Here is a 25389-nt window from a genome sequence, read left to right as displayed (position 1 = left end):
GTCTGATGAAGTGGGGAGAAAAGAATGATTGTTAATCAAAAAGAATGCTATATTAATGGATTAAGCTATATGATAAGGTCTGCAGTGGAAGAAGATGCGAAAAACCTGTCTGAAGTAAGATTGCAGATTGATGGAGAAACAGAGAATTTAGAGAGAGAAAAGGGCGAGGCTTACATAGATGAATCTGGTTTTAAGCAGATCATTAAGGACGATACAGAGAGTATTAATAACCAATTTTTAGTTGCTGATGTAGATGGAAGAATCGTAGGTTTTTCCAGATGTGCAGGAAGCAAGTTAAAAAGAAATGCTCATAAAGTCGAATTTGGGGTTTGTGTATTAAAAGAATTTTGGGGATATGGCATAGGAAAAGAGTTTCTTAAGGAATCCATTCGATGGGCTGATTCAAATGGAATAAAGAAGATCACTTTAACTGTACTTGAAACCAATGAAAAAGCGATTAAACTCTATGAAAAATATGGTTTTGAAACCGAAGGCATTTTGAAAAAGGACAAACTTCTTTCTGATGGGAATTACTACAATACGATTCTGATGGGAAGATTTAATGGATAACGATTTAGAAGCATTACTTCTTTATATGAAGTAGTGCTTTTTCATGTTTGTATATCTTTTAGTAGGGATGAACATTCGATGGAAATCAGAAGTTAAATAGAAAAATATATTTTTTACCAATAAAAGGATAAGTTGGTGCGTCTACTTAGTGAAAGGAGGCGGAACATGGTTCCATCAAGTTTACGTCAATCAGAAAATTCCATGGATAACATGGATGAATTCAAACAATTATTCAACGAACATAAGAAGCATGTATTTGCGATGGCACTATCCATTTTAAGAGACAGTGAATTGGCAGAAGACGTACTTCAGGAAGTGTTTATTAAACTTTATCAGTACAGGCAGCATCAAGAAATTTCAAATGTTAGGGCTTGGCTGATTAGCGTAACAAGGAACACTTCTCTAGATCTTTACCGTAAAAAGAAGCGGGAAATAACCGGTTTTGATGATGATTATTTTGAACGAGCACAATATTTATCTGAAGATCCTCTAGATAGAATGGTGTTATCTAAATACTTGGAGTTGCTCGATAGCGAGGAGAGGCAGATTGTCATTCTTAAGGATATATCAGGGATGAAACACAGAGAGATTGCCAAAATTGTTGAAATGCCATTAGGGACAGTGCTTTGGAAGTACCGACGTGCGTTAAAAAAGCTGAGAACGGGATTAGAGTGAGGAGGAATTTTAATGGAAAAGGAAAAAATCTTGAAGCATTTGGACAAAGCAATTGAACAACAGGTACCTGATGTTTGGGAACAAATCCAGTACAATATACTAAAAAACGAAGAAGCGGGAAACAAAAAAGTTGTTATGCTAAGTAACGGCAGCTCGCAAAAAAAGAAAAAACCTCTTTACAAAAGGCTTTCAATCGCTGCTGCCGTTTGCTTGATTGCTGTTTCAACCTTTACCTTTACTCCGGCATTTGCAGCTATTCAAGAAATGTACGATAAGCTTTTTTCAAGTGAACATATTGATGATAAAGGTTTAAAGAGTGCTCTGGATTTAGGAATTGGTCAATTTATTAATCAAACCTATTATGATAAAGAGCATGATATTACGGTGCAATTCCAAAATGTGTTGACCGACGATAAAGAAACAAAGCTACTTTTAACATATCGAAGTGAAGGTACTGATTTGAAAAACTATTATATCGATAACTTTGAAGGAGATAGTAAAATTAATCTCATTTTACAAGACGGAAAGAAAATCTCGCTAGATAATGTTGGTTGGGGAAGCAGGTACTATGACAGTAAAGAAAATAAGGTAGCAAAGGCGTTATCTTTTGAATCGATTAAAGAGTATGAAGGGCAAGACATTCGGTTGGAAATTGAGAATTTGACCATTTATGAAGAGCAAAAATCAAAAAAAGTAGAAACAGTATGGCCAGTTCATTTCAAGTTAGATCCATCTGCCACTTCAGATAGAGAAACATTAGTATTGAATACCGAATTTACTTTTCAAGGTGAAACGTACACGATTAAACAGGTAGAATTTTCGGATCTGGAGACAAGAGTGGTGGTGACTGGATCAGATACGAAGCTTCTTAAAGATGAAAATGGTATGGAATATAAAGTTAGGAGCAAACTTGAAAGTCAGTACATGAATGCACGTATGATTGATAAACAAAAAGGGTATATTGTTGATGAAAAAAAATCTGGTGTATTTTTGAAATCTGCTGGCGAAAAAGTGGAGCCAATCTTTAACAAGGGTGAAGTAGAAGGCGAAATGGATGAATATTTAATGATTTTCGCTCCGGTAAAAAATAAAGCGGACTGCATGCTCGAAATTGGTGACGATATTAAGATTCCTTTATATAAGTAGAAAAACAAAAACAAGCAAGTGTCCTGTAGCGGACGCTTGCTTGTTTGTTTTGCTTACTATATAAGAAAGTAACGGAGACAACTGTCTAGCTCCAGCGCCCAGCCAGTTAACTGAAAGGCGCATTCACAAAAGAAACCGGGTTTTACACAAATGAAACGGCAATTTACACAAATAAAGTCTACAGTTACACAAATAGAAATTCTTCTACAACCTACCTTCGGAATTAAGGGGGGAAAATAGATGTTAAATATTACTTTTTACACAGTATCTTTTTTTAATTTATGCCGGTGCATCGATTTCATCTTCTTCAATTCGCTTTTCGTTGTATTCGACATCTTTGCGGGCGTTGAAGCGGTCTGCTTTTTCAACGGTAACTGTGATGTTGTAATCAGGAATCCCTGCGTATTTTTCGTAACGTCCTCTTGGTAAAAGGAAGTTGCCTTCTGGGAAATGTACTTCTACATTTCCTGGTGCGATTTCAACGAACTTTGCTCTTCCTTGGAATACACCAAAGCCATTGTATAAAACAATTCCTTCGCCTTCAGCAATGCTCAATTTGTGTGCGTCCTCTGCGTTTATCAACACATCATAACGGCCTGCACCATTTTGAGGATCGACTTCGCTATAGACCATGCTGTTAAATTGTTTACCGCGACGTGATGTTACGATGAATTGACCTTCTTTTTTGCCTAGGTCTGGAATTTCAACCGGTATGAGATTTCCTTTTCCATCTGGAGTCGGGCAGATTCCATCCTCACATAACCAGGCACCGCCCCACTGGAAGACATCTCCTGCTTTTTTTAGATGCTGAATGCCGTCATAGTTCGGATTAGCCAAGGCGATTTCATTTCGAATTTCTTGCGCATCCTTAAAATCTACTAAATGAGCCGTTTCAGGCTTCACTTTTTTCGCTAAATCGATGTACATTTTCCACTCTGCACGTGCTTCTTCAACCATATTCTTATTGCCCTCAATTTCAGGGCTAAAATAAACCATTCTCTCAGTAGAAGTAGACGTTCCGCCACCTTCTTGTTCGTATCTTGTTTTTGCAGGAAGCAAGATGACAGCTTCTTTTGCGTCAACAAGAGTGGAAGTGTTTAGGATAATATCTTGGTGAACACGAATCTCGAGCTCTGACAATGCTTTTTCAACGAAGTTTGGATCTGGCATTGTTTCGAGGAAGTTGCCTCCAGACAAGTAATAAAGTTTAATTTTTCGCTCATGGTCATCTGGTAGTAAGATATTTTCGAGCGTTACTCCTACGATATCTCCTTGCCATTTCGGCAGTTCAAAATTCCATAGCTTTTCAATGCGATCAACGTTTTCTCCATAGAAATCTCCGCCAGGGAGTACAAATGGATCTGCCCCCATTTCGCCACTTCCTTGTACAGAAGAGTGACCACGGAATGGCATGAGTCCAGCGTATTTACGGCCAAGATGTCCACGGAGTAACGCAAGGTTTGCTACTTGTGAAATGTTATCTGTAGCAAAAGCATGCATTGTTAATCCTAAAGCCCAAGCATATACAGCGTTTTTGCTTTTAGCAAGAAGCTCAGCAAGTTCAATGATGCGTTCTTTTGGCACACCTGAAGATAAGACGATGGCATCCCAAGATTGTTCCTGTACGGTTGCTTTTAATTCGTCATAACCGTTTACATGCTCATTCACAAACTCATAATTAATGGCTGAACCATGTTTTTTCGCTTCCATATCAAACCAATGCTTCATGATACCGTGCATGAAGGCGATATCTCCACCGATATTGACTTGATAGAAGTCATCGGCAATTTTTGTACCAAATAAAGCTGATTCTGGATTGGAAGGGATCCAATACTTATCCATTGCCGGTTCTCTATAAGGGTTCACGACGATAATCTTCGTACCCTTTTTCTTAGCTTCAAGCATATATTTCGTTGATACCGGTGAACTGTTGGATGCAACAGAGCCCCAGAATAAAAGGACGTTAGTGCCAATCCAATCGAGATAGTTGGAAGTGGAAGCCCCTACACCAATTGATCTTTTCAACGCTGTTTTGGATGGTGAATGACAAATGCGGCTCGCATTGTCAATATTGTTTGTCCCAAGAAAACGGGAAACCTTTCCTGCTACATAGTAAGATTCATTTGTAATCCCACGGCTTGTTAGGTAAAAGGCGTACTGTTTAGGGTCAAGCTTTTTCATTTTTTTAGCAATCATATCCATTGCTTCGTCATACGTGATACGAGAAAACTTGCGCTCTCCCTTTCTGCGAATCATCGGATAGGGGATGCGGCCCAGCTTTCGAAGTTCGGTGCTGTCATATTTTCTTAATTCATCGATATCAGCATGAAGGATTTCAGGTTTAATCGCACCTACTGTATTTAAGCGGATTACATTTAATCTTGTTGTACAAATATGCGGACCTGTTAATGTTTGATCATAAAGCCCAGAAACGCCCAGTGCACAACCATCACATACACCTTTTGTAAGGATGTTAGTGGCATATCCAAGATTATCTCTGTTATCCCATAAAATCTTTGCTGTATCTCTCATATGTTTCGGCTTTATTTTGCCAAGACCAAAAGGAATCGGACTAACCCAATGCTTTGGTGACGGCATTAATGCCTTTTTTTGTGGTCCCGGATGTAATGTTTTTCCCATTGTAAAACACTCCCAATGTAAATTGTTTATATGGTGGCTCTGTTCAACGATGCGGTTGATGAGTGGATTCCCCATTTATTCTTAAAAGAAAGCAATACTAAACGTTAACAGAGCTTATATGATAGAAAATTAGACTTCACTAAAATTCTGAGTGGTCAAAAGAATTTAGACTATTCAAATATATTATATATTTTTAAGTGTTAAATAGAATAATATAAAGTAGAAAGAAAATAAAAAAACCACCGTAAACCAGAATCTCCTAAAAGATTCGAGTTCAAACGGTGGTTAGTCTTTAGCAGGATCGCTGCCAAGTGCCATACCTGGTTATTCAGAGAACTTTGATTGAATGTCACCATCAAAAACGAAGATAGACATTCCGAAATCACGGTCAATATCTATGTCTATAAATAATTCTACAAATTTACACCCCAGAAACTCTTCCATTTCTACTGGCGGAATCTTTCGATACATTTCTTTTACCATTTCAGTCCTTGCCGATCTTAGGGCTTGTTTCCCTTCGTTGGCAGAGGCAATAAATTTTTCAACGGGTGAAAGATTTCCTTCCATTTCACAAATAGCCCAATTTTTCACGAAGGTAGTTGTAATTTTACTAGGGCCTTTACCCATATTCTTTTTTCGGAAAGAGCGAACCAAATTACTGAATTCTGCTTCGTACTTATTCATAAATCCACCTGCTATTCTAGAGGTAATAGGATGATAGGTATTTTACCATACGAAGCATCGTTAGGAAAGTGATTAACTTGCCTGTTTTTGTAAGCCTGCATTTTGCTCACGTAATTTGCGAATGTCACGACGAATGACAATCGAGACGATGAGTGCTACGACGAACAGACCTGCAAAGAAAGTTAAGCTGGTTGCATAGCTTCCTGTCGTATCCTTAATCCATGCAGCGAACATCGGGCCAGCAATACCAGCTGCAGCCCAGGCAGTTAAAATATAACCATGGATGGCTCCTAATTGTTTCGTTCCAAACATATCACCGATGAATGCTGGAATTGCGGAGAATCCGCCACCATACATGGTGTAAACGATGGCTAACATGACTTGGAAAATAAATGCTTCTTTTGTGTGTGGCAATAGAGTAAACAAGATAATTTGTGAAGCAAAGAAAATCGTATACGTATTTGGTCGACCGATATAATCAGAAATGGATGCCCAAGCAAGTCGGCCAAATCCATTGAATAGACCCATCACACCTACAAGTGCCGCTGCTTCTGCTGTTGTCAAACCGATACTTTCTTGTGCTAACGGCTTAGCAGCAGACAGAATGGCAATTCCACATGTCACGTTAATGAACAGCATCACCCATAAATAATAAAAACGTGATGTCTTAATTGCTTCATTTGCAGTTAATTGAGACAAGTCTTGTGGAATCTTAACGTTTCCGGAATTTGTTTTCTCTTTAAAGCTTTTTGGCGCCCAATCAACAGGCGGTTTTTCCAGGTAAAGTGATGATAACGTCATAATGATTAGATAGGCTGCGCCTAAAATATAAAAAGTGTTAGCCGTACCGACGGACTTGATCAAAGTATCCATAATGGGACTGCTGATCGCTGCTGCGAATCCGAAACCCATAATGGCTAATCCTGTTGCAAGACCACGGCGGTCTGGGAACCATTTTACTAGTGTGGATACTGGAGCAATATAGCCTACTCCCAGACCGATACCTCCGAGTACCCCATATGTAATATACAACAATGGCAGGGATCCAAGGTTTACAGCTAATCCAGAGCCAATAATACCTGCTCCAAAAAATCCAGCTGCTAGAAGTCCTGCTTTTCTAGGACCATGCTTTTCAACAAAGTGTCCAAGGAAGGCTGCTGACAATCCTAAGAAAAGAATGGCTAAGCTGAATGTAAATTGTACTTGCTTCGTTGACCAGCCGAACTCTTCGATTAATGGATTAGTAAAATTACTCCATGCATACACCGACCCAATGGAAATATGGATTCCAACTGCAGATGCAGCAATGAGCCAGCGGTTTTTCGTCTTTTTCATTTGTTTTCCCCCTTTTTCATTGAAGTTCACTTCCAACCCTTTGCGTATCCGCATATGGTTGAATAATTAGAACCTAAAAAACAAAAAACCGCCAATTCTTCTGCATGCAAATAGAAAAAGGGCATGCAGTGATAAATTGACGGTTAGTATCTAGCAGGTTTCGCTACTATCGGACCAACAGTTATCGCTTTCATTTCTAGTGACATGTTAACCGAAGACAGGGTCGCTATCTCGAATCAAAATGTGACAGAATTGTGAACTAGGAAAATTTTATCACTACATGAAAGCTGATGCAATATCTTTTAAACTTTGTTTTTATAATTTTTTACTATGACTGTGCAGTAAATTTAACTTGTGAAAAAGAATGGAATATGTTTAGATTTTACTATTCTTAAATCTTGGGAATTTAGGTGACTACCATGTTAGAGAAAATGAGCGAAAAAATTACCATTACCAAATATATAAATGGCCAGTTTGTGGATGTGGAAGATGCGATCGTGAATGAGTTCCCGTTGACCATCTTTGTCAATGATGACGAGTTTGCCACAATGGTTTGTACCCCAACGGATTTTGAAGAAATGGTTGTGGGCTTTTTAGCATCTGAAGGTGTCATCCGTTTCTATAGCGATATAACATCTATCAACATTGACGAAAGCCGGGGGTATGCGTATGTTGAGCTAAAAGCGGCCATGACTACCAATCAACAATATTTTTCCAAAAGGTTTATTGGATCTTGCTGCGGGAAAAGTCGTCAGTTCTATTTTCACAACGATGCAAAAACAGCCAGAACGTCTACGTCAACGACAATACTGACTGCGGCACAAGCTATTAAACTGATGAATTCAATGCAAGATCATTCTGAAGTCTTCCAAGAAACGGGTGGTGTCCATAATGCGGCACTTTGTACACCCGATGAAATGATTGCCATGAGAACAGATATTGGAAGACATAATGCTTTGGATAAGTTATTCGGATATAGTATCTTAAATCGTGTTCCAGTCCGTGATAAGATCATTGTTTTTAGTGGACGGATTTCTTCAGAAGTATTGTTGAAGGCGGCAAAAATCGGAGTCGGAATTGTATTATCCAAGTCAGCTCCGACAGACTTGGCAATTAAGCTTGCGAATGATTTGAACATCACTGCGGTGGGATTTATTCGCGGAGGTTCATTCAATGTCTATTCATGTCCAGAACGGATCATCGTTTAAAATAGAGCGAGGTGAGAAGAGAAGATGACAGCTCAAAAAACGGTATTTGATCATTTCAACCGACCTTTAAGAGACCTGAGAATTTCGGTTACGGACAAGTGTAATTTTCGTTGTTCCTACTGTATGCCTGCCGAGATTTTCGGACCAGACTACCCATTTTTGAAAAAAGAAGAACTGCTTTCTTTTGAAGAAATAGAACGACTGACAAAGATATTTGTTTCTTCATTAGGAGTCGAAAAGATTCGGATTACAGGTGGTGAGCCTTTGATGCGAAGAAATTTGGCAGAACTGATACGGAAGATTAAGAACATCGACGGAGTAGAAGATATTGCGATGACCACCAACGGCTCTCTTTTACCGAAATATGCTCAAGAATTGAAGGATGCTGGATTGAAGCGGGTTTCAATCAGTCTGGATTCCTTAAGAGATGAGATTTTTGGGAAAATAAATGGTCGGGGTGTGAGCGTTCAGACCGTTTTGGATGGAATAGATGCGGCTAGTGAGGCAGGTTTGCAGGTTAAAATCAATATGGTCGTGAAACGGGGAATGAATGAGTCGGAAATCATTCCGATGGCAAAATTCTTCCGAGAAAAAGGTCACATCTTACGTTTTATTGAATTCATGGACGTTGGAAACACGAATGAATGGAAACTTGATGATGTTTACCCGAAAAAGCAAATCATAGAAGACATTCACAAAATTATGCCATTGGAACCTATCGATCCAAACTATACGGGCGAAGTAGCAACGCGCTATCGCTATATTGGAAGCGATGACGAAATAGGTGTAATTTCATCTGTTTCCGATGCTTTTTGTTCCTCTTGCAACCGCGCTCGTTTATCGGCAAGTGGAATGCTTTATACATGTTTATTTGCTTCAAATGCGCATGATATTAAAACGCCATTAAGGTCTCAAATATCAGACCAACAGCTATCCAATCTTTTAGGGGATATTTGGAATAAAAGGAAAGACCGTTACTCAGAAGAGCGCAGCGTCGCTGGTACAAAGCGCAAGAAAATCGAAATGAGCCATATTGGTGGATAAGGATCATATCATAAACACCCCGGCTTCCTGGTGAAGTCGGGGTGTTTATTAGAAAATCACTTAATCGTATTTTTCTACATTATACTGTAACCAATGACTCTCATCTCTGGGGATTTTGGTCTCGATACATTTTAAGATTTCACACCGAGTTTCTTATTCCATATAGGGAATTTTAATACCAGTTTAAAAAGTGGAGTGAAGAAGAGTGAAATTACCATCCAAGAATGAACTGAAATATTACGTTTTCCGGGGTTTATTCTTAATCCCGCTAGGATATTTAGGACTAAATTCTATTGAAATTGGTCCTAAAGTTTATATATTCTCATTGATTTCTCTTGGTGCTGTTGCAATCTATTCGGTGGCAGCCCTAATTTTGAAAAATAAGCTTAAGGATTGGTATGTGTACCCAATTATGTTAGGGCTGATGCTCTATTACTCTGGAGAAACCATTCTTGATTGCCTGCATATTGGCAGAAAGATTTCGAAATCATTCAGGGCTACCCTCAATCCTATAAGGAAATAACAGGTACTAAACGTGAAAAGGACTTTTGGGAACTCAGAATGGATGATGTAAAGTTCAAAATCCCGATGCGTTTCTCGAAAAGTTACGGTCATAAGTATTGGGAAATTACCTATTTACCAAAATCTAAGTTCATTTTGAACATTGAAGTTTCCGATGAAAGTAGTGACGATTAGTCTTTTATACTCAATAGGATTTTACCGATATTTTTTCTGCTTTCGATTAAAGCGTGAGCATGTGCTGCTTCCTCTAAGGGAAGTATTTTTCCGATATTCATTTTTAAACGACCGTCTTCAAGATATTCAAAGACTTTCTTAGCTGTACTTTGTAAGGTATGCGGTCGTTTTTTGCGAGTTGTGCCAAAGCTGAATCCTAAAACCGAGCGACAGCTCGCATGTAATTCAGAAGTGCGGAAAGTACCTGCCACTCCGCTGGAATTGCCAAAATGGACAAGACGTCCGTAATCTGCAAGGCAGTTCATACTCTTTTCTGAAATTCTACCAGCTACCGAATCTAGAATGATATGTGCTCCTTCACCATTGGTCAGTTCATTCACTCTTTTGGCAAAATCCTCTTGTTCATATACAATGACTTCATCTGCACCAGCATGGAGAACGGCATCGGCTTTAAGCTGATTTCCTACCGTGCCAATGACTCTTCCTGCACCAAGAATTTTAGCCATTTGAACGGCCGTTAAGCCCACTCCACCTGCTGCAGAATGAACGACTACCGTTTCTCCCTCTTCTATTCTTCCAATCTTTGCAAGAAGTTTATAAGAGAGAAAGGAGACAGTTGGGCTGGCAGCTGCAACATTGAAATCAAGGGACTCTGGTATGGAGAAAGTCAGATTTTCATCTGCTGCTACATATTCTGCATACGATCCATTGGCGGGAAAAGCAACGACCCGCTGTCCGACTGAATGGTTTTGTACCTCATTTCCAATCTCGACAATGGTTCCAGCTGCATCTAGGCCTGGAACGAAAGGGAAGTTGCCCTCTCCCTTCTTCCCGCTTCTTGATTTGATATCTGCAAAATTGACGCTTGTTTTTTCAACTTTTATCAAAACTTGTTTAGGACCAATGGGTGGTATGGGCATTTCAACTAGTTTCAGAACTTCCGGTCCGCCCAATCTGCTTACCACAATTGCTTTCATATAGATTACCTACCTCTATGTAAAATTCAGATATTCTTATTATACTATCTGGTTATTCTTGAATGTCCAATAAATTCCAAATGTAATTATGAGGGATGAGGACTTGAACTTAAGTTGTTTTTCAAGTATGTTCAATTCAATGGAGGTAAGAACATGTTTGGAATATTTCTATGTTTATTAACTGGTGCATTTTTTGTTGAACTGTTCCGAAAGTATATCCTTGGAATAAAAGATCCTGATATTCATGATCTTTGGAAGGAATTAGATGAAACGGAATGGTTTAAAGAGCTGATGAGTAACCCTGAGTTAAGAAAATGGATTCTGTCTGATAAAGAAAAAGGCTTGTTGAAGGATCCCTATTACGTAAGGAAAATTATAGATAAAGAGGGACATCGCGACGGCTTTATCAACTACATTCAAGATAAAAGTAGGTAGAAGGCCAGATTGGGACAGATCTGGTCTTTTTGTTATTTGAAGGAGGGCAAGGATATACCCACTGGTGGTAGTACGCCTGTCGAATAATGTCGACATATCGATATTCGTTGAAATCGTATTGATAAGTCAGGATTTCAGATCGATATATCGCATTTTTACATTGATAAACAAGAAAACGGTATCGATAAAGGTTCTCAACAACCCCAATCATCATGCAATAGCCCTATATACCCCCAATAAGCTAAATTTATTGGGATTTATCTTTGTATCTATCAACTACACTAATAGAATAAAGATCGATCGATGCCCCAGCTACCTGCACCCAACCACCTAACATTTGAACAAATTCACCTTTCGTATGGTCTTGATGGAGGGTGATGAAATTACCAGCGGAATCCAACAACGCTCCAATGGCCAATAAGCTATTGCCTGTCACTTCCAGGTTCCTTCCTTCTTCATATGCCCCTGTTGCCTCAAACGCTGCTCCGACAGATTGAATGCCACTTCCTAAAGCGTTTAGCGGGATGCCTTCTTCTTCATTGGTCTGAAGTTCTATCTCAGAAGCGACAGAATTTGTTGTATTTCCTGCTGCTTGGATCAGGCAACCTATTAAACTTAAAATTTCTGCTTCGTTTCTTTTTAATTCAAGCTTTTGGATCCAGCCAGAAGCTTGCAAAAGATTCCCAAAAGCTTCTACAGCATTTCCAATAGTGAATAATCTTTTTCCAGTATCATGTCTCACCGTTTGTCCGATGGCAGAGATAATGGTTCCTGTTGTTAAAATGTAGGCGCCTGAAATGAGTAAATCTTCGCCGGCTTCGGTCACGGAAATCACTGCCTTTTTGTGAGATACGTTATCCTATGCCTGCTGGCGAAAAGTTTTACCCATTGATTATGAGTGAGTCTACATGACGTTTTTCTTTTCTTTCCAAAAGCTTAATTTAGCCGAGGAGAGTTCTCTTTTTTCAGCGAAATAATTGGTTCCAACCACTCCAAGGACAATAAATAATGAACCGATGATGTCATAGCTGCTGATCCTTTCATCGAGAAAAACAGCACCTGCACCGATGGAAACAACGGTTGATAAGTTTGAGAAAACGCTCATTTGTGAGGCCTTAATTTTTGATAAAATAAAGTTCGAAAGCAAGGATGTAACTAATGATGCAAGGACGCCAAGGAAAAGAATCGCCATCACATATTGGAAGTCTGACCAAGGTGAAATGAATGCAGTGATATTTCCTGATTGAAGATGGGTAAACAAGGCGGCACCATTAAAGAATAGGAAGCCGACTCCGAGCATGAAAAATGTGATTTCCTGTGGAGTGAATTGCTTCGTTAACGAGCGTGCCATCACAGAATAACCGGCAATTGATAGGCAAGATAGCAGCAATAGACTTATGCCAAAAATACTTTTTAAATCAACAGAGCTGCCTTTCATGACAAAGATGAAAATGACTCCGAATACAGATGCAAAGATGGAGAGTTTTTGAAGGGAAGTAGTCGTTTCGTTTAAGAAAAAAGCTGCAAGCATCGTAGTCAAAATGGGTATCACCGCAAAGATTATTCCGGCATCAGAAGATTGAGAGTACTTGAGCCCAAAGGCTTGAAAGCTGAAGAAAAGTGCTGGATAAAACAAGGTGAGAGGAATCAACTTTTTAAAACGTCTTATGTCCAAATCAACTTTCACTAGCTTAAAGGCAATGAGTATCACAATGACCACAAAGGCTATGGTAAAGCGATGGGCTAATGTATCAAGGGGACTCGAAGCCATGACAGCCGTCTTTGTAAAAAGAAAAGAAAAACCAACGATTAAAGCATTTATGATCGCAAAGCCATAAGCTAAAAAAACTCCTGAATTCTTCATTTATTGCATCTCCTATCAATCTCTTATTTTCCTATACGTGAATCATACCATCATGGACATGCATTAAAACTCGGCTATCCGAATGGTTGTAGATACGACTTTTGCATGAGATTTGGAATGATTAGGTTGTGTGGAAGCAATAAAAAATCGGCAATCCCCATAAGGGATGCCGATTTTTTAGAAGAAAATCAAAAAGATGATCAGTGCCAATACGATTCGGTAAATGGCGAATGGTACGAGCTTAATTTTGTTGATGAGTTTCAAGAAGAAACGGATCGAGATGAGTGCGAAAACAAATGCCGTGATAAAGCCTGCGATAAAAAACGGCAGGGCATCCAACGTGATGTACTCCCAATTCTTAAGCAATGACAGGAAGCTTGCTCCAGCCATAATCGGAACCGCCATGATGAACGTAAAGTCAGCTGCTGCACGGTGACTCATGCCAAGCAGGACGCCACCGGAAATGGTTGATCCAGAACGTGAGAATCCAGGCCATAAGGAGAAACACTGAATAAGTCCAACAGTGAATGCTTGCTTATACGTGATTTGGTCAACCGTTTCGACTTTAGGGTTCTTGCTTCCGAAAATATCGGCAAGAATCATGAACACTGCACCAATAACCAAGCCGATCAACACAGTCGCAGTCGAGAATAAATGCTCGTCGATATAATCTTCGAACAACACTCCAAGAACTCCGGCTGGGATCAAGCCAACGATGACTTGACTAAGTTTTAACTTGTTTGGATTACCAGCTTCTTTAAGACCTTTTAATCCAAGCATTTGGTAAAAGCGTTCTCTGAAGGTAATGACAACCGCCATAATCGAACCAAGCTGTATGACGACTTTAAATGTATTCGCCGTGTATTTCCCTAAAAACTTTTGAGATTGAAGCCACATATCGTCAACGATAATCATGTGACCAGTAGAGGAAACCGGGGCAAATTCTGTTAAGCCCTCGACCATTCCTAAAATGATTGCTTTTAATATTGCGATTAAATCTAAACTCATGATGTCTCCTTTAGTTCTTTACTTTAAATCATATTATGGTAGAAACCTCTTCTTTTATCAACTATCTTCCTAAGAGCGGAAAGTGCTATTCCAATGCGCCGCCTTATTGAGAGCAAGTTGATCGTTCTTCACTTCTTCAGGTTTTACACCTGCACCAATCAAGTAATCCGCAAATTCCATATTGACGAAATCAAAGATGTAATTGAATTGCTGAACGAGCGGAAGACCTTTTATCTTGGCATCTCTTCCGCCAGTGATGACGACATATGCCTTTTTCTTTGCCAGTTCTGCCTTGAAATCAAATCTTTCATCCCTAAGGTACTGTGACCAGCGATCAAAGAAATCCTTCATCCCGCCTGACATCCCATACCAATAAAGTGGTGTGGCAAATAGGATGACATCGTGATTAAAAATGTGTTGGATTAATTCGTCGTAATCGTCTTGTACGGGCGAGAATCCTTCAGTTGTATGTCTTTGATCGATGATGGGCTCAATGTGTTTTTCGGCAAGGGGAATAATTGTATGTTCTATGCCGTTAAGTATTTGATTTACCAAGTATTCGGAGTTTCCGTTTCGTCGTGTACTACCAAGCAACGCTAATACTTTCATAACAAAACCTCGCTTCTTTAGAAAAGCGCAAGCGGCCTGTTCATCCCCGATAGGCATAAGACGAAGCGCATAAGAAATGCTGATTTCTGGAGCGATTTGGCTTATGATCAAGGTTGTTTCGGCTTTAGGAAACAACCCCGAGGGGCTGGGCGCTGGAGCTAGACATTCATCTCAGTTTCATTTACATACTTTCTTACTCTGTAAATTAAACCTTCGTCTATTTTAACATGATAATCGGGTCTAATCTATTTTGGAGAAAATAAAAAGCCTCAATTAGCATGGATTTTGTTTGCTAATTGAGGCTAAATAAGAGTCTACATATGTTAGGGCTTTAGTACAACCTTGATAACTTCATCTTCGTGATCGTTGAATATCTTATAGGCATCGCTTGCCTGCTCAAGTGGAACACGGTGTGTGATGATTTCAGTCGGGTCGAATTCGCCCTTCGTAATCTTGTCAAACAGCATTGGCATGTAGTGGATGACGGGAGCCTGTCCCATCTTAAGCGAGATATTTCTTTCAAAAAGGTTGCCAAGTGGGAACATATTGTATTTGGCACCATAAACACCGGTTAATTGAATTGTTCCAAATTTTTTTACTGATTTCATTGCGATTTCAATCGCACTTAATGTCCCGCCCTGCAGCTTCAGTTTTTGCTCAACCGTTTCGACGATGGATTTCTTACCATCCATTCCGACACAATCGATTACTACCTCAGCACCGCCTTGGGTAATTTCTTTTACATATGCACCCATATCATCATATTTATCAAAATTATAGATTTCTGAGTCGTTCATCTTTTTCGCATGATTGAGGCGATAGTCAAGATTATCAATCGCGATGACACGTTTTGCGCCTTTCATCCAGGCAAATTTTTGCGCCATCAGTCCGACAGGTCCGCAGCCTAAAACCACTGCTGTTTCCCCTGGCTTTAATCCTGAGTTCTCAACGCTCCAGTAGGCTGTAGGAAGTACATCTGACATGAATAATAGAGCTTCGTCCTCTAATTCACATGATTCTGGAATGACAAATGGCATGAAGTTTCCGTATGGTACACGTAGAAGCTCAGCTTGACCGCCTGGATAATTTCCGTATCTTTCCGTAAAACCGAAATAGCCACCCGTATCGACTGGAGGAATCGGATCTGGATTAGAATTATCACATTGGCTCTCCATTTCATTTTCACAGTAAAAACAGTGCCCACACGAAATGTTAAAAGGTAGTACAACTCTGTCACCTTTTTTCACTTTCGTTACCTCAGGGCCTACATCTTCAACAACCCCCATAGGTTCATGTCCAATGACATAACCCGGAGTGGCAGGGAGTGCCCCTTGATAAATATGGAGATCGGATCCGCAAATCGCTGTTGAAGTGATTCTGACAATGATATCGTCTTTTTTCTGAAGGGTCGGATCCTCCACCTGCTTGACTTGAATATCCTTTGTACCTTGAAAAGTTACAGCTTTCATAATCAACCTCCTCATCATGGAATCTTTGTCTTTACCCATATAAATTCTGTAAATAACAGTTTTTTAGAATAGGTAATTATTTCTGTAAGGCTAGTTTCTGTACATTTTTAATTGGATTGGAGGACGCTTGACTCCAGGGGGATTAGCGTTTAAGAAGAGACCCCGCAGGAGCGATAGCGACGAGGAGGCTCGACGAACGCCCCCAAGAAGAATTTGCTCTTGAAAAAGCCGGCATTAGGGCTTTTTCATAATTCTTCCCGGAAAGCAAGCGGCCGAAACGGAAATCAACAGGCAAATTTAACAGAGCCTTCTGTAAAAGGGACATCTAGTGGTAGAATGTCCCTAATTGGAAAAATTATTGAAGAGGATGTTGTGGTATGGAATCTAGAGAAGAACTGATGAGTCAACTTCAGCTCATTGAAAAATGGGAGAAAGACCAAAGCGACTTATGGATTTGGGAGAGGCTAGGAAGGTTGCCTTTTAAGATTCTTGATAAGATCACACCGAAGTTCATTCATCAAAAAATCGGAACGTTGCTCGATGAAATCGGTGGTTATATTCAGACGGGTGGTAGCTATTTAATAAGAAATGAATCCATTTACAAAGAAATAGAAAAAGAAATAAGTGTACCCATTACAAGTGTCGATGACATGAAGGAAGTTCCGCTTGCCGTTATGGAAAAAGTCACAGGGAAGATTGTGGGGCAAAGAAAGAAGTTTGCGACTCTTCAAGGAGCGACAACTGGTTTTGGAGGCATTTTCACATTGGCAATTGATATTCCAGCCATATTGGCCATCTCATTGAAAACGCTTCAGGAAATTGCCATTATTCATGGCTATGATCCTAACGAAAAAAATGAGCGTATCTTCATTGTAAAGTGTTTGCAGTTCTCTTCAGCGGATATAGTAGGAAAACGAGCAATCCTGAATGGGCTTAATGAACAGGGACGTTCGGGAGAAATGATGTCTGAACTTCAAGGCTGGCGAGAAGTGGTGTACACCTATAGAGACCAGTTTGGATGGAAAAAACTTTTTCAAATGGTTCCTGTTGCTGGGCTTATTTTTGGAGCATTTACAAACAGGTCAATGATCAATGACCTTGCCGAAGTAGGAACGATGCTTTATCGAAAACGAAGAATTATGGATAGGCTCTCAGAGTAGAGAATTTAGGCGGCATGATTATATGAGTGCTGCCTCTAAAATGCGGTATGTTTAAGTTTGCTTAATTGTTAATGTAAGTTTAGAATTAGAATAACAAGAGGTGATAATATATGGAAAAAGAAACAACTGAGATCTGTAAGGATATTGTAGATACTGCTAATGCTCTAAGTACTCTTTTCTTGGAGGATTATAAAAGGCTCGCTGCAAATGAATTTGCCAACCTTTCTACAAAGCAAAAGATTATTCTCGAACTGCTAAGGGTCCAAAATAGATCTATAAATGAGATTGCACAATATTTTTCCATCACTGCCAGTGCCGCAAGTCAGCTCGTTTCAAAATTAGAAAAAGAAGGATTCGTAAAACGGGAAATCAATCCTCATAATCGCCGCGAAATCATTGTCGAACTTGGAGATAAGGGTCATCAATACAATGAAATGGTTTCAGAGAATCAAAACTATATTATTGAAAAGTATTATGCAAAGCTACCAAAAAAAGACTTAGAAACACTCCTAGAACTGCATCAGAAGTTATATGAGATAGTCGTTGAGACACAGAAGAGTGAATAATTTTTTAAAATGTATATTTAAGTTGACTTAAATATTAATAGAGTTAAAGGAAGTGGGGAGAATGGGAAGTTACACGATTAAGCTAAAAGATGGACGGAATATAGGGGTAATCGAATACGGGGACAAAAATGGCATACCCGTAATGTTTTTTCATGGAACTCCAGGTTCCAGGCTCATGTTTCTAGATGATGATGAAACATCCATGCGAGTAGGAATTAGATTAATTTCATTAGACCGTCCTGGATTTGGCATCTCTGATCCGAAACCTAATCGAACTGTACTGGATTGGACAGAAGACATAAAAGAAATCGCCGACCATTTAGATCTAGAAAAGTTTTCTGTTATCGGTGTTTCAGGTGGAGGTGCCTATGCAGCTGCGTGTGCCCACCAACTTCCTGACCGATTACATTCTGCTGCTTTGATTGCAAGTATTGCTCCTTTTGAAAACGGGAAGCCACCGAAAAGTATGATGAGAGCAAACAAAATTTCATTCTTCCTAAATAAGAAAGCACCGTGGCTAATGAAGATGGGATATCGTGCTCATAAAAAAATGCTTGAAACAAAACCTGAAAAATATATGGAAGACACGAGAAAAGGAAATAAGCATTTGAGTGAGTGGGACCGCCAATTTCTACAAACTGATGAACAAATCAAAACAATCATGATGCATCTTGGTGAAGCATTTCGGATATCTGTTGATGAGTGTGTAAATGAACCAGTTCTCTTGTCTAATCCATGGGGATTTTCTGTTAGTGATATCAAAGTTCCGGTAGATATTTGGCATGGGGAAGGCGACACCATGGCTCCGTTTGTGGAAACGAAGAAATTTGCAGCGGCTTTTCCTAATTCAGAAACACACTTTGTTCCTAAAGCAGGTCATTTTCTGAGTGACGATGAAAAAGTTTGGGAAGAAATATTAAATACGATTACGAAGAGAGTGTACTAGCGCCATCCAAGTCATTGGATGGTTCTTTTCATATATGTAAGAGCTGTATATTAAAGATAGCGGTAGCGGCGCATATTTATAGAACAAAAGCATAAAATTCGTCGCTAATAAGCATTTGGGGTAATATTAAAGGGTACAGTCTACCCATGAAAGGGTGAAATAATGAATATTAACATTAAACCAGGTGCATTGGCAGAACTAAAAAAATACGATTTTCAGGAAGACCAAGGCTTCCGGATTGAGGCCATCTTTATTGGGAGCTGTTCGATTTACGCTGAGCATCATTTAAAGATTGACCGCAGACGAAATGACGATGACTTGTTCAATGTTGAAGGCATTCCTGTCCTCGTTTCAAAGGAAAGCCAGAAACATCTTCATCAGAGAATTTCACTCGATTACAATCCAAGCCTAGGGTACAAGCTGTCTTCAGATGAAGAAATTTATAGCTATAACTTAAAGGTGAAACATGTAAATGACTAGCTGTGGCAGCTAGTCATTTTTCATGAAGTCATAGTTCGTCCAGCACCGATTCATGCTTATGCCTTTTTCCTCGGCATAAACATCTCCCCACTTGCCCATCTCGAACAATGTGGGCTGTAATTTTTTTCCTAACGCAGTCGTCGTGTATTCGACGCGTGGCGGCATCTCTTCATAAACGGTCCTGGAAACAAGACCATGTTGTTCAAGTTCTCGGAGCTGTTGTGTCAGCATTTTCTGAGTAATACCTGGCAATGCCCTCTTTAAATCGTTAAAACGTCTGCCACCCTCGTTCAGGTTCCAAAGGATGAGAACCTTCCATTTGCCACCGATGATTTCAATAACCATGTTGATTGCACACTGATATTCCGAACTAAGATTTTTCATCATTTCCTCCAAAGGAGTTTCCAATTGGAAACTAGGTTACAAAATAGTGCCTGCTTGTTTTTTATAAAAGTAGTATATATTATATACCAATAAAATATGATCTGGAGATGATAGTAATGAAGGCACTATTGCTTGAAGATAAAGGACTTTGGCAACAAATGAAGGTGGGTGAAATGGACAGGCCTAAACCTCAAGAAGGGGAGATTCTTGTAAAAGTACAAGCAGTTGGTTTAAATCCGGTGGATTATAAAACCGGTACAGGAGGAAATCCAAACTGGAATTATCCACATGTTCTTGGCTTAGATGTTGCAGGTGAAATCGTTGAGCTTGGTGAAGATGTAACTCAATGGAGTGTTGGTGATCGTGTCGTTTATCATGGTGACCTCACAAAGAAAGGCGGTTTTGCCGAATTTGCTATAACGACTGCCCATACTGTTTCAAGAATCCCGGATTCGGTTAGTTATGAGGACGCAGCGGCTCTACCGACTGCTGGATATACGGCTTATCAATCACTATTCCGCAAGCTGCCGATGAATCAAATTGAAATCCTCCTCATCCATGGCGGCGCAGGGGGAGTAGGCGGTTTTGCTGTTCAACTCGCCAAAAATGCAGGGAAAACAGTCATTTCTACTGCTTCTAAACATAATCATGAGTATGTAAAATCGTTAGGTGCTGATTATGTGATTGATTATCGCGAAGAAGACGTAGTGGCCAAAGTGATGGAAATTACAGGCGGTCGCGGTGTGGATGCAGTTGTGGATGCTGTAAGTAGACAAAGTGCAACAGATTCATTGGGCTTGCTCGCTTTCATGGGACACATCGTGTACATCGCTGGTGCACCCGATTCCAGCAAAGTGAAGCCTTTTACGAAAGTATTTTCTTATCATGAAATCGCACTTGGCGCTGCACACCAATCTAGTGATGTGAAGGCGGAGAGTGATCTCGGTGTTATGGGAGATGAAATGCTTGCTTTGTTGGAGGACGGGAAGATTTCTTCTATGCTTGGAGAAGTTATTACATTAGAAGAAGTACCGTCTGCACTTACACGTTTATCAGAGCGTCATGTAAAAGGGAAAATCGTTGTAAAAATTTAGACCCGCGTTGTGTGCGGGTCTTTTTTGATGGAGGGAGTATTTATGTACTTTTTGTGAAACTAGGAGAATGTGTTTGAAAATTGGACAGATGTAGTGGAAAATTGGATTAATGAATCGCCAAATTGGAAAGATTCAAGTATGAAAACATCAACAAATTTCAATTTTTAGAAAAAGAGGTGTTGCAATGATTGTAAAAGAGCGTCAGAAGCCTATTAAATTGTACAAATTAGAAGCACTATTAAGGCGAACATCAGAGAATCACCCGAAACGAGCACTAATCAAGGCGGAATATGCTAAAAGTAAGGCTGGTTTTGCAGGCGAGAAGGCATTTGATCATCATTTAAGGAATCTTCCTTCTAAAAATTACCTCATTTTAAACGATTTAAGACTTGCGCATGAACATACCTTCTTCCAAATGGATACCCTCGTACTGGCTCACAAATTTTTTATCATTGCTGAAGTAAAAAACCTCTCTGGAACACTTTTCTTCGACACCAAATACCCTCAGTTGATTAGAACTTCAAACGGAGTGGAAAAAACTTTTCCAGATCCACTTCTTCAAGTGAAAACACAAACTCGAAAATTACAATCATGGCTAAAAAGCCACTCCATTCCTGAGGTACCAATAAAATCAAACGTTGTAATCAGCAGTAACAGCTCGAAAGTCAGAACGGCTGAGGTCCCGCGAAACGTTTTTCAAACCGTAACACCTGCAGCAAACTTTATTTATAAGGTAGAGGAGTACGAAGAAATTCATAAAGATATGCATTTATCGGAAAAGGAATTAAAGAAACTAGCAAAATTATTGATTAAATGCCATGTGCCAATAAATCAGGACATACTAGAACTCTTTGATGTTCCAAAAAACGATATTATCAAAGGTGTGTTTTGCCCGGAATGCGGAGCTGCTCCTATGAAGAGACATTGGGGAAAATGGTACTGTGTGAAATGTAGATTTATTAATAAAAATGCTCACCTAGATGCTATTAAAGATTACTCACTTCTGTTAGGTACCACTATTCACAATCAACAATTTATGAATTTCTTAAAAATATCCTCAACTTCATCATCTTCTAAGCTAATCTCCTCTTTGAACGTTCCATTTTCAGGTACTACACGAAACAGAATCTATGACATTACGGATTTTCACCTAAAGTGACTTACAATATTGAATATAATCCTTCTCAGTTGTATACTATAGAGGGGTATATTAAAATGTAAATATAAGGGGAATCTAATATGGAGATAAACAATCATCAGACAGATTCAGATTGCCACGATCACTGTGCTACTGAAGGATCAGAACGCAAAAGTCATCATTCAGAGATTACAAAAAAGAATTTGATAACAAGGTTAAATCGTGTTGAAGGTCAAATTCGCGGAATCAAAGGCCTTATTGAAAAAGATACTTATTGCGACGATGTGATTACACAAATTTCGGCTACTCAGGCAGCATTGAATAGTGTGGCGAGAATTCTCCTTGAAGGTCATATGAAAAGTTGTGTCATTGAACGGATACAAGAGGGCGATCATGATGTAGTAGACGAACTGCTCGTAACCATTCAAAGACTAATGAAAAAGTAATACATTTTTGAAAGGGGTTTTTAGAATGGAGAATGTAACACTTCATGTTAAAGGAATGTCTTGTGGGCATTGTGTGAAAGCAGTAGAAGGCAGTGTAGGGAAACTGGATGGCATTCAAAAAGTAGAAGTCGATCTTGGCGCTGGTACAGTGGCAATCCAATATAACAGAGCAGTTGTTTCTCTTGAAGCGATTAAAGAAACAATCGACGATCAAGGCTATGACGTTGCTTAAAACACGTGTCGATTTGCACGTGTTTTTTTTCTGCACTTATCTCAGTTAGAGAGGAGGGGTACCATGCAAAGTGAAGTGATCGAGTTTTTTATCGCTTATCCACAATATGCCATTCTTTTTAGTTTAGTGATCAGTATCATCATCAGCATCGCCGGAGTCATTCCAAGTGTGTTTTTAACAGCAGCCAATTTGATTGTATTTGGATTTTGGGAAGGGATGTTGCTTTCAGTTTTGGGTGAGTCGCTTGGAGCGTATGTGTCGTTTATCCTCTATCGTAAGGGTTTACGAAAATTTGCCCTTCAAAAGAGTGTAAACCATAAATATCTGCAAAGGTTACTCAAAACGGAAGGGAGGGACGCATTTTTCCTCATTATTGGATTACGCATATTTCCGTTTATGCCATCGGGACTTGTAACGTTGACAGCTGCAGTCAGTAACGTTTCAGCAGTGATATTTGTTATCGCAAGCTCAATCGGCAAGGTACCTGCTCTTTTCATAGAGGCTTATTCGGTTTATCAAGTCATTCAATGGAATGGTTCAGGAAAAATGTTTCTAATGATTGCCTCGATTATTATCCTTATATATATTTTGAGGAAGATATTTTTCAAAGATACAGATTTATATTCATGATTTATGTATATTGTTCTGGCTTGGAAACCTTAACGGATACTGTTAGCAACTATGGGTGAAAGTGGATAACATACTATTTCTTTCTTGATTTAACACTTTAGTAAAATAAAATTTTCCATTGACTTCATTACTTGACCATTGTATTCTTGTTAACGTAAATTGAATAATTATTCCTCGTCGGTTTTAGATGAGGTAGAGGTTGCGGTTTTTATGAGTAGGTTGAAAGAGAGTCAGAGAACTCGTTGAATTCAGCTGGAAGGAAACATCGCCGAAGCGCTGCAGAGCTCTGACTGCAGTAAGCTGGGACTGTATCGAACAGGTGCAGGACTGTCATAGCTTTATGCTATGTTGAACTATCCAATCAAGACTGATGCGGTCGTATTAACACGCCGTAGACAGGTGTGTTTTTTTGTTTCTAAAAGCACATATTGGGTAAAATAAAAACTCTATCTTAAAGCTTGAGGAACTGGAAAGGGGCTTTATCAATGGGTAAATCAAATAAACTAGGGTTGTGGATTTTAACGGCACTAGTTGTTGGAAATATGGTTGGGTCAGGAATTTTCATGCTTCCTCGTTCACTTTCGGAAGCAGCAAGTCCGGCTGGTGTTATTTCAGCTTGGCTATTAACAGGATTTGGGGTATTGATGACAGCTTTAGTTTTCGGAAATCTTGCCATCAGAAAACCTAAACTCACAGGCGGACCGCAAATTTATGCGAAAGAATTATTTGCTAAAGGATCAAAGGCTGCCCTTTTATCTGGATTCATGTCATCATGGGGTTACTGGATTGGTAACGTTGCAGGTAACGTAGCAATCATTACTACATTTACTGGATATTTATCAACATTTTTCCCAATTTTAACATCACAAGCAAAGTGGTTCACTATCGGTGGATTTACTTTAAAGGTCGGTAACGGACTGACATTTATTGTTTGTACGTTATTGCTTTGGTTATCACACTTTATTATTTTGCGCGGTTTGGAAAACGCAGGTAAGTTGAACTTTGCGGCAACAGCTGCAAAAGTAGCTGGATTCTTCATTTTTATCATTATTGGACTTTTTGCTTTCGAACAAAGCAATATTCTTCCATTTACAGCTCCGAGAATGGATGAAGCTGGACATGCAATTGGATTGTTAGGACAAGTAAACAATGCTGCAGTAGCAACGCTTTGGGCATTTATCGGTGTTGAATCTGCCGTTGTATTTGCATCACGTGCTAAAAAGCAAATTGATGTTAAACGAGCAACGATTCTAGGGCTCTTCATTGCATTAGCGATTTATATGGGGATCAGCTCACTTGTTATGGGAATGTTAAGCCAGGATGCATTAATTGCATCAGATAAGCCATTAATTGATGCGATCACGGTTGTTACTGGACCTATCGGTGGCCAATTGCTTGCTGGTTTAGGATTAATCAGTTTATTTGGATCTACAATCGGATGGGTAATGCTAAGTGCCGAAGTTCCATATCAAGCGGCAAAGCAAGGCTTGTTCCTTCAATCATTTGGAAAAGAGAATAAAAATGGTATTCCTGTTTATTCTTTGGTCATCTCGAACGTACTTGGGCAACTGTTTATCTTCTCGACTGTTTCCAATTCGATTTCAACAGCGTTTGATTTTGTTATTACCATCGCAACTCTTTCTTATCTAGTACCATATTTCATCTCCTCTGTATATCAGTTAAAGCTTGTTACGACAGGTGAAACTTATGGAAGCGCTAAGAAAGCTCGTATCATTGACGGTATCATTGCAGGACTTTCAACTATCTATTCCATTTGGGTTATTATTGCCGGCACAGCCGATATGAAGACATTCTTGTTTGGAGTAGGATTATTGGCAAGTGGAATCTTATTTTATGGACGAGTATCCAAAAATAAACCTGATGCCGATGTTGAAGATGAATTAATTGCATAAGTAAACCAAAGCCTGTCGGGGCAACCCGGCGGGCTTTTTT

The 25389-nt window shown here is 39.4% G+C and carries 28 protein-coding genes and 1 riboswitch; of the genes, 18 read left to right on the top strand and 10 right to left on the bottom strand.

Going from position 1 to position 25389, the window contains the following annotated elements:
• The first annotated feature begins 24 nt into the window (after positions 1–24).
• The 3 genes from BMZ31_RS17030 (at position 25) to BMZ31_RS17020 (ending at position 2391) form a co-directional block, all read left to right on the top strand.
• Positions 25–570: a GNAT family N-acetyltransferase gene (locus BMZ31_RS17030; protein ID WP_090833127.1), complete on the top strand. Its 546-nt coding sequence runs from the start codon at positions 25–27 to the stop codon at positions 568–570.
• Positions 571–735: 165 nt separating this feature from the next.
• On the top strand, positions 736–1245 hold the full coding sequence (locus tag BMZ31_RS17025) for an RNA polymerase sigma factor (RefSeq protein WP_090833126.1): 510 nt from the start codon (positions 736–738) through the stop codon (positions 1243–1245).
• A gap of 12 nt (positions 1246–1257) precedes the next feature.
• On the top strand, positions 1258–2391 hold the full coding sequence (locus BMZ31_RS17020; RefSeq protein WP_090833125.1) for a DUF4179 domain-containing protein: 1134 nt from the start codon (positions 1258–1260) through the stop codon (positions 2389–2391).
• A gap of 279 nt (positions 2392–2670) precedes the next feature.
• On the opposite strand, the gene BMZ31_RS17015 is transcribed toward BMZ31_RS17020, so the two are convergent.
• The 3 genes from BMZ31_RS17015 to BMZ31_RS17005 form a co-directional block, all read right to left on the bottom strand.
• On the bottom strand, positions 2671–5031 hold the full coding sequence (locus BMZ31_RS17015) for an FdhF/YdeP family oxidoreductase (RefSeq protein WP_090833124.1): 2361 nt from the start codon (positions 5029–5031) through the stop codon (positions 2671–2673).
• A 324-nt stretch (positions 5032–5355) separates the two neighbouring features.
• Positions 5356–5715, bottom strand: coding sequence for a Na-translocating system protein MpsC family protein (locus BMZ31_RS17010; RefSeq protein WP_090833123.1), 360 nt, complete (start codon positions 5713–5715; stop codon positions 5356–5358).
• A 72-nt stretch (positions 5716–5787) separates the two neighbouring features.
• Positions 5788–7050 (bottom strand): L-lactate MFS transporter, encoded by a 1263-nt coding sequence (locus BMZ31_RS17005; RefSeq protein WP_090833122.1) that lies wholly within the window; start codon positions 7048–7050, stop codon positions 5788–5790.
• A gap of 419 nt (positions 7051–7469) precedes the next feature.
• Between BMZ31_RS17005 and fdhD the strand changes: the two genes are divergently transcribed.
• The 4 genes from fdhD to BMZ31_RS20980 all read left to right on the top strand — a co-directional run bounded on the left by fdhD (position 7470) and on the right by BMZ31_RS20980 (position 9998).
• Entirely contained in the window at positions 7470–8258 is a 789-nt protein-coding gene (fdhD, locus tag BMZ31_RS17000) for a formate dehydrogenase accessory sulfurtransferase FdhD (RefSeq protein WP_090833121.1), read from the top strand.
• 24 nt (positions 8259–8282) lie between these two features.
• Complete coding sequence (gene moaA, locus BMZ31_RS16995; protein WP_090833120.1) at positions 8283–9302, top strand: GTP 3',8-cyclase MoaA; 1020 nt, start codon at positions 8283–8285, stop codon at positions 9300–9302.
• Between the two features lie 205 nt (positions 9303–9507).
• Positions 9508–9825 (top strand): hypothetical protein, encoded by a 318-nt coding sequence (locus BMZ31_RS20115; protein ID WP_139205969.1) that lies wholly within the window; start codon positions 9508–9510, stop codon positions 9823–9825.
• Positions 9826–9863: 38 nt separating this feature from the next.
• Positions 9864–9998 (top strand): hypothetical protein, encoded by a 135-nt coding sequence (locus BMZ31_RS20980; protein WP_302846859.1) that lies wholly within the window; start codon positions 9864–9866, stop codon positions 9996–9998.
• On the opposite strand, the gene BMZ31_RS16985 is transcribed toward BMZ31_RS20980, so the two are convergent.
• Positions 9995–10975 carry a quinone oxidoreductase family protein gene (locus tag BMZ31_RS16985; RefSeq protein WP_090833118.1) on the bottom strand — a complete coding sequence of 327 codons (981 nt, stop codon included), beginning with the start codon at positions 10973–10975 and terminating at the stop codon, positions 9995–9997. The two genes, BMZ31_RS20980 and BMZ31_RS16985, sit on opposite strands and share 4 nt — an antisense overlap.
• A gap of 153 nt (positions 10976–11128) precedes the next feature.
• Between BMZ31_RS16985 and BMZ31_RS16980 the strand changes: the two genes are divergently transcribed.
• A complete protein-coding gene (locus BMZ31_RS16980) occupies positions 11129–11410 on the top strand; it encodes a hypothetical protein (RefSeq protein ID WP_090833117.1) in 282 nt (93 codons plus the stop codon).
• Positions 11411–11657: 247 nt separating this feature from the next.
• On the opposite strand, the gene BMZ31_RS16975 is transcribed toward BMZ31_RS16980, so the two are convergent.
• From BMZ31_RS16975 to BMZ31_RS16955, 5 genes are all read right to left on the bottom strand, one after another.
• On the bottom strand, positions 11658–12245 hold the full coding sequence (locus tag BMZ31_RS16975) for a DUF6944 family repetitive protein (protein ID WP_139206622.1): 588 nt from the start codon (positions 12243–12245) through the stop codon (positions 11658–11660).
• Between the two features lie 69 nt (positions 12246–12314).
• The gene (locus BMZ31_RS16970; protein ID WP_090833115.1) at positions 12315–13274 is read right to left on the bottom strand and encodes a DMT family transporter; all 960 of its coding nucleotides are present in this window, start codon (positions 13272–13274) and stop codon (positions 12315–12317) included.
• Positions 13275–13451: 177 nt separating this feature from the next.
• Positions 13452–14282 (bottom strand): undecaprenyl-diphosphate phosphatase, encoded by an 831-nt coding sequence (locus BMZ31_RS16965; protein WP_090833114.1) that lies wholly within the window; start codon positions 14280–14282, stop codon positions 13452–13454.
• Between the two features lie 69 nt (positions 14283–14351).
• Positions 14352–14891, bottom strand: a complete 540-nt coding sequence (locus BMZ31_RS16960) for a flavodoxin family protein (RefSeq protein ID WP_090833175.1) — start codon at positions 14889–14891, stop codon at positions 14352–14354.
• A 323-nt stretch (positions 14892–15214) separates the two neighbouring features.
• On the bottom strand, positions 15215–16360 hold the full coding sequence (locus tag BMZ31_RS16955) for a zinc-dependent alcohol dehydrogenase (protein ID WP_090833113.1): 1146 nt from the start codon (positions 16358–16360) through the stop codon (positions 15215–15217).
• A 377-nt stretch (positions 16361–16737) separates the two neighbouring features.
• On the opposite strand from BMZ31_RS16955, the gene BMZ31_RS16945 reads away from it, so the two are divergent.
• From BMZ31_RS16945 to BMZ31_RS16930, 4 genes are all read left to right on the top strand, one after another.
• On the top strand, positions 16738–17520 hold the full coding sequence (locus BMZ31_RS16945) for an EcsC family protein (protein ID WP_090833111.1): 783 nt from the start codon (positions 16738–16740) through the stop codon (positions 17518–17520).
• A gap of 110 nt (positions 17521–17630) precedes the next feature.
• A complete protein-coding gene (locus tag BMZ31_RS16940; protein WP_090833110.1) occupies positions 17631–18086 on the top strand; it encodes a MarR family winged helix-turn-helix transcriptional regulator in 456 nt (151 codons plus the stop codon).
• Between the two features lie 61 nt (positions 18087–18147).
• Positions 18148–19032, top strand: coding sequence for an alpha/beta fold hydrolase (locus tag BMZ31_RS16935; RefSeq protein WP_090833109.1), 885 nt, complete (start codon positions 18148–18150; stop codon positions 19030–19032).
• A 162-nt stretch (positions 19033–19194) separates the two neighbouring features.
• Positions 19195–19512: an iron-sulfur cluster biosynthesis family protein gene (locus BMZ31_RS16930; RefSeq protein WP_090833108.1), complete on the top strand. Its 318-nt coding sequence runs from the start codon at positions 19195–19197 to the stop codon at positions 19510–19512.
• Between the two features lie 9 nt (positions 19513–19521).
• On the opposite strand, the gene BMZ31_RS16925 is transcribed toward BMZ31_RS16930, so the two are convergent.
• Entirely contained in the window at positions 19522–19899 is a 378-nt protein-coding gene (locus tag BMZ31_RS16925; RefSeq protein WP_368086657.1) for a winged helix-turn-helix transcriptional regulator, read from the bottom strand.
• Between the two features lie 113 nt (positions 19900–20012).
• On the opposite strand from BMZ31_RS16925, the gene BMZ31_RS16920 reads away from it, so the two are divergent.
• The 6 genes from BMZ31_RS16920 to BMZ31_RS16895 all read left to right on the top strand — a co-directional run bounded on the left by BMZ31_RS16920 (position 20013) and on the right by BMZ31_RS16895 (position 25349).
• Positions 20013–20990 (top strand): zinc-binding dehydrogenase, encoded by a 978-nt coding sequence (locus BMZ31_RS16920; protein WP_090833106.1) that lies wholly within the window; start codon positions 20013–20015, stop codon positions 20988–20990.
• Between the two features lie 184 nt (positions 20991–21174).
• Positions 21175–22149, top strand: a complete 975-nt coding sequence (locus BMZ31_RS16915; RefSeq protein ID WP_090833105.1) for a nuclease-related domain-containing protein — start codon at positions 21175–21177, stop codon at positions 22147–22149.
• An 80-nt stretch (positions 22150–22229) separates the two neighbouring features.
• Positions 22230–22574 carry a metal-sensitive transcriptional regulator gene (locus BMZ31_RS16910; RefSeq protein WP_090833104.1) on the top strand — a complete coding sequence of 115 codons (345 nt, stop codon included), beginning with the start codon at positions 22230–22232 and terminating at the stop codon, positions 22572–22574.
• A 25-nt stretch (positions 22575–22599) separates the two neighbouring features.
• Positions 22600–22806 (top strand): copper chaperone CopZ, encoded by a 207-nt coding sequence (gene copZ, locus BMZ31_RS16905; protein ID WP_090833103.1) that lies wholly within the window; start codon positions 22600–22602, stop codon positions 22804–22806.
• Positions 22807–22869: 63 nt separating this feature from the next.
• Positions 22870–23436, top strand: coding sequence for a TVP38/TMEM64 family protein (locus BMZ31_RS16900; protein WP_090833102.1), 567 nt, complete (start codon positions 22870–22872; stop codon positions 23434–23436).
• 185 nt (positions 23437–23621) lie between these two features.
• A riboswitch (Lysine riboswitch) is annotated at positions 23622–23800 on the top strand.
• 121 nt (positions 23801–23921) lie between these two features.
• The gene (locus BMZ31_RS16895) at positions 23922–25349 is read left to right on the top strand and encodes an amino acid permease (protein ID WP_090833101.1); all 1428 of its coding nucleotides are present in this window, start codon (positions 23922–23924) and stop codon (positions 25347–25349) included.
• The last annotated feature ends 40 nt before the right edge of the window (positions 25350–25389 follow it).

This window comes from Bacillus sp. cl95, from assembly GCF_900115925.1.
GTDB lineage: Bacteria > Bacillota > Bacilli > Bacillales > Cytobacillaceae > Neobacillus_A.
The sequence above is the reverse complement of the archived record's forward strand: the minus strand, read 5'-3'. Positions and strand labels throughout refer to the sequence as shown.

Excerpts from the sequence above, each read along its gene's own strand:
- BMZ31_RS17030 (WP_090833127.1), top strand. The coding sequence starts at position 25 with ATGATTGTTAATCAAAAAGAATGCTATATTAATGGATTAAGCTATATG.
- BMZ31_RS17025 (WP_090833126.1), top strand. The coding sequence starts at position 736 with ATGGTTCCATCAAGTTTACGTCAATCAGAAAATTCCATGGATAACATG.
- BMZ31_RS17020 (WP_090833125.1), top strand. The coding sequence starts at position 1,258 with ATGGAAAAGGAAAAAATCTTGAAGCATTTGGACAAAGCAATTGAACAA.
- BMZ31_RS17015 (WP_090833124.1), bottom strand. The coding sequence starts at position 5,031 with ATGGGAAAAACATTACATCCGGGACCACAAAAAAAGGCATTAATGCCG.
- BMZ31_RS17010 (WP_090833123.1), bottom strand. The coding sequence starts at position 5,715 with ATGAATAAGTACGAAGCAGAATTCAGTAATTTGGTTCGCTCTTTCCGA.
- BMZ31_RS17005 (WP_090833122.1), bottom strand. The coding sequence starts at position 7,050 with ATGAAAAAGACGAAAAACCGCTGGCTCATTGCTGCATCTGCAGTTGGA.
- fdhD (WP_090833121.1), top strand. The coding sequence starts at position 7,470 with ATGTTAGAGAAAATGAGCGAAAAAATTACCATTACCAAATATATAAAT.
- moaA (WP_090833120.1), top strand. The coding sequence starts at position 8,283 with ATGACAGCTCAAAAAACGGTATTTGATCATTTCAACCGACCTTTAAGA.
- BMZ31_RS20980 (WP_302846859.1), top strand. The coding sequence starts at position 9,864 with ATGGATGATGTAAAGTTCAAAATCCCGATGCGTTTCTCGAAAAGTTAC.
- BMZ31_RS16985 (WP_090833118.1), bottom strand. The coding sequence starts at position 10,975 with ATGAAAGCAATTGTGGTAAGCAGATTGGGCGGACCGGAAGTTCTGAAA.
- BMZ31_RS16980 (WP_090833117.1), top strand. The coding sequence starts at position 11,129 with ATGTTTGGAATATTTCTATGTTTATTAACTGGTGCATTTTTTGTTGAA.
- BMZ31_RS16970 (WP_090833115.1), bottom strand. The coding sequence starts at position 13,274 with ATGAAGAATTCAGGAGTTTTTTTAGCTTATGGCTTTGCGATCATAAAT.
- BMZ31_RS16965 (WP_090833114.1), bottom strand. The coding sequence starts at position 14,282 with ATGAGTTTAGATTTAATCGCAATATTAAAAGCAATCATTTTAGGAATG.
- BMZ31_RS16960 (WP_090833175.1), bottom strand. The coding sequence starts at position 14,891 with ATGAAAGTATTAGCGTTGCTTGGTAGTACACGACGAAACGGAAACTCC.
- BMZ31_RS16955 (WP_090833113.1), bottom strand. The coding sequence starts at position 16,360 with ATGAAAGCTGTAACTTTTCAAGGTACAAAGGATATTCAAGTCAAGCAG.
- BMZ31_RS16945 (WP_090833111.1), top strand. The coding sequence starts at position 16,738 with ATGGAATCTAGAGAAGAACTGATGAGTCAACTTCAGCTCATTGAAAAA.
- BMZ31_RS16940 (WP_090833110.1), top strand. The coding sequence starts at position 17,631 with ATGGAAAAAGAAACAACTGAGATCTGTAAGGATATTGTAGATACTGCT.
- BMZ31_RS16935 (WP_090833109.1), top strand. The coding sequence starts at position 18,148 with ATGGGAAGTTACACGATTAAGCTAAAAGATGGACGGAATATAGGGGTA.
- BMZ31_RS16930 (WP_090833108.1), top strand. The coding sequence starts at position 19,195 with ATGAATATTAACATTAAACCAGGTGCATTGGCAGAACTAAAAAAATAC.
- BMZ31_RS16925 (WP_368086657.1), bottom strand. The coding sequence starts at position 19,899 with ATGATGAAAAATCTTAGTTCGGAATATCAGTGTGCAATCAACATGGTT.
- BMZ31_RS16920 (WP_090833106.1), top strand. The coding sequence starts at position 20,013 with ATGAAGGCACTATTGCTTGAAGATAAAGGACTTTGGCAACAAATGAAG.
- BMZ31_RS16915 (WP_090833105.1), top strand. The coding sequence starts at position 21,175 with ATGATTGTAAAAGAGCGTCAGAAGCCTATTAAATTGTACAAATTAGAA.
- BMZ31_RS16910 (WP_090833104.1), top strand. The coding sequence starts at position 22,230 with ATGGAGATAAACAATCATCAGACAGATTCAGATTGCCACGATCACTGT.
- copZ (WP_090833103.1), top strand. The coding sequence starts at position 22,600 with ATGGAGAATGTAACACTTCATGTTAAAGGAATGTCTTGTGGGCATTGT.
- BMZ31_RS16900 (WP_090833102.1), top strand. The coding sequence starts at position 22,870 with ATGCAAAGTGAAGTGATCGAGTTTTTTATCGCTTATCCACAATATGCC.
- BMZ31_RS16895 (WP_090833101.1), top strand. The coding sequence starts at position 23,922 with ATGGGTAAATCAAATAAACTAGGGTTGTGGATTTTAACGGCACTAGTT.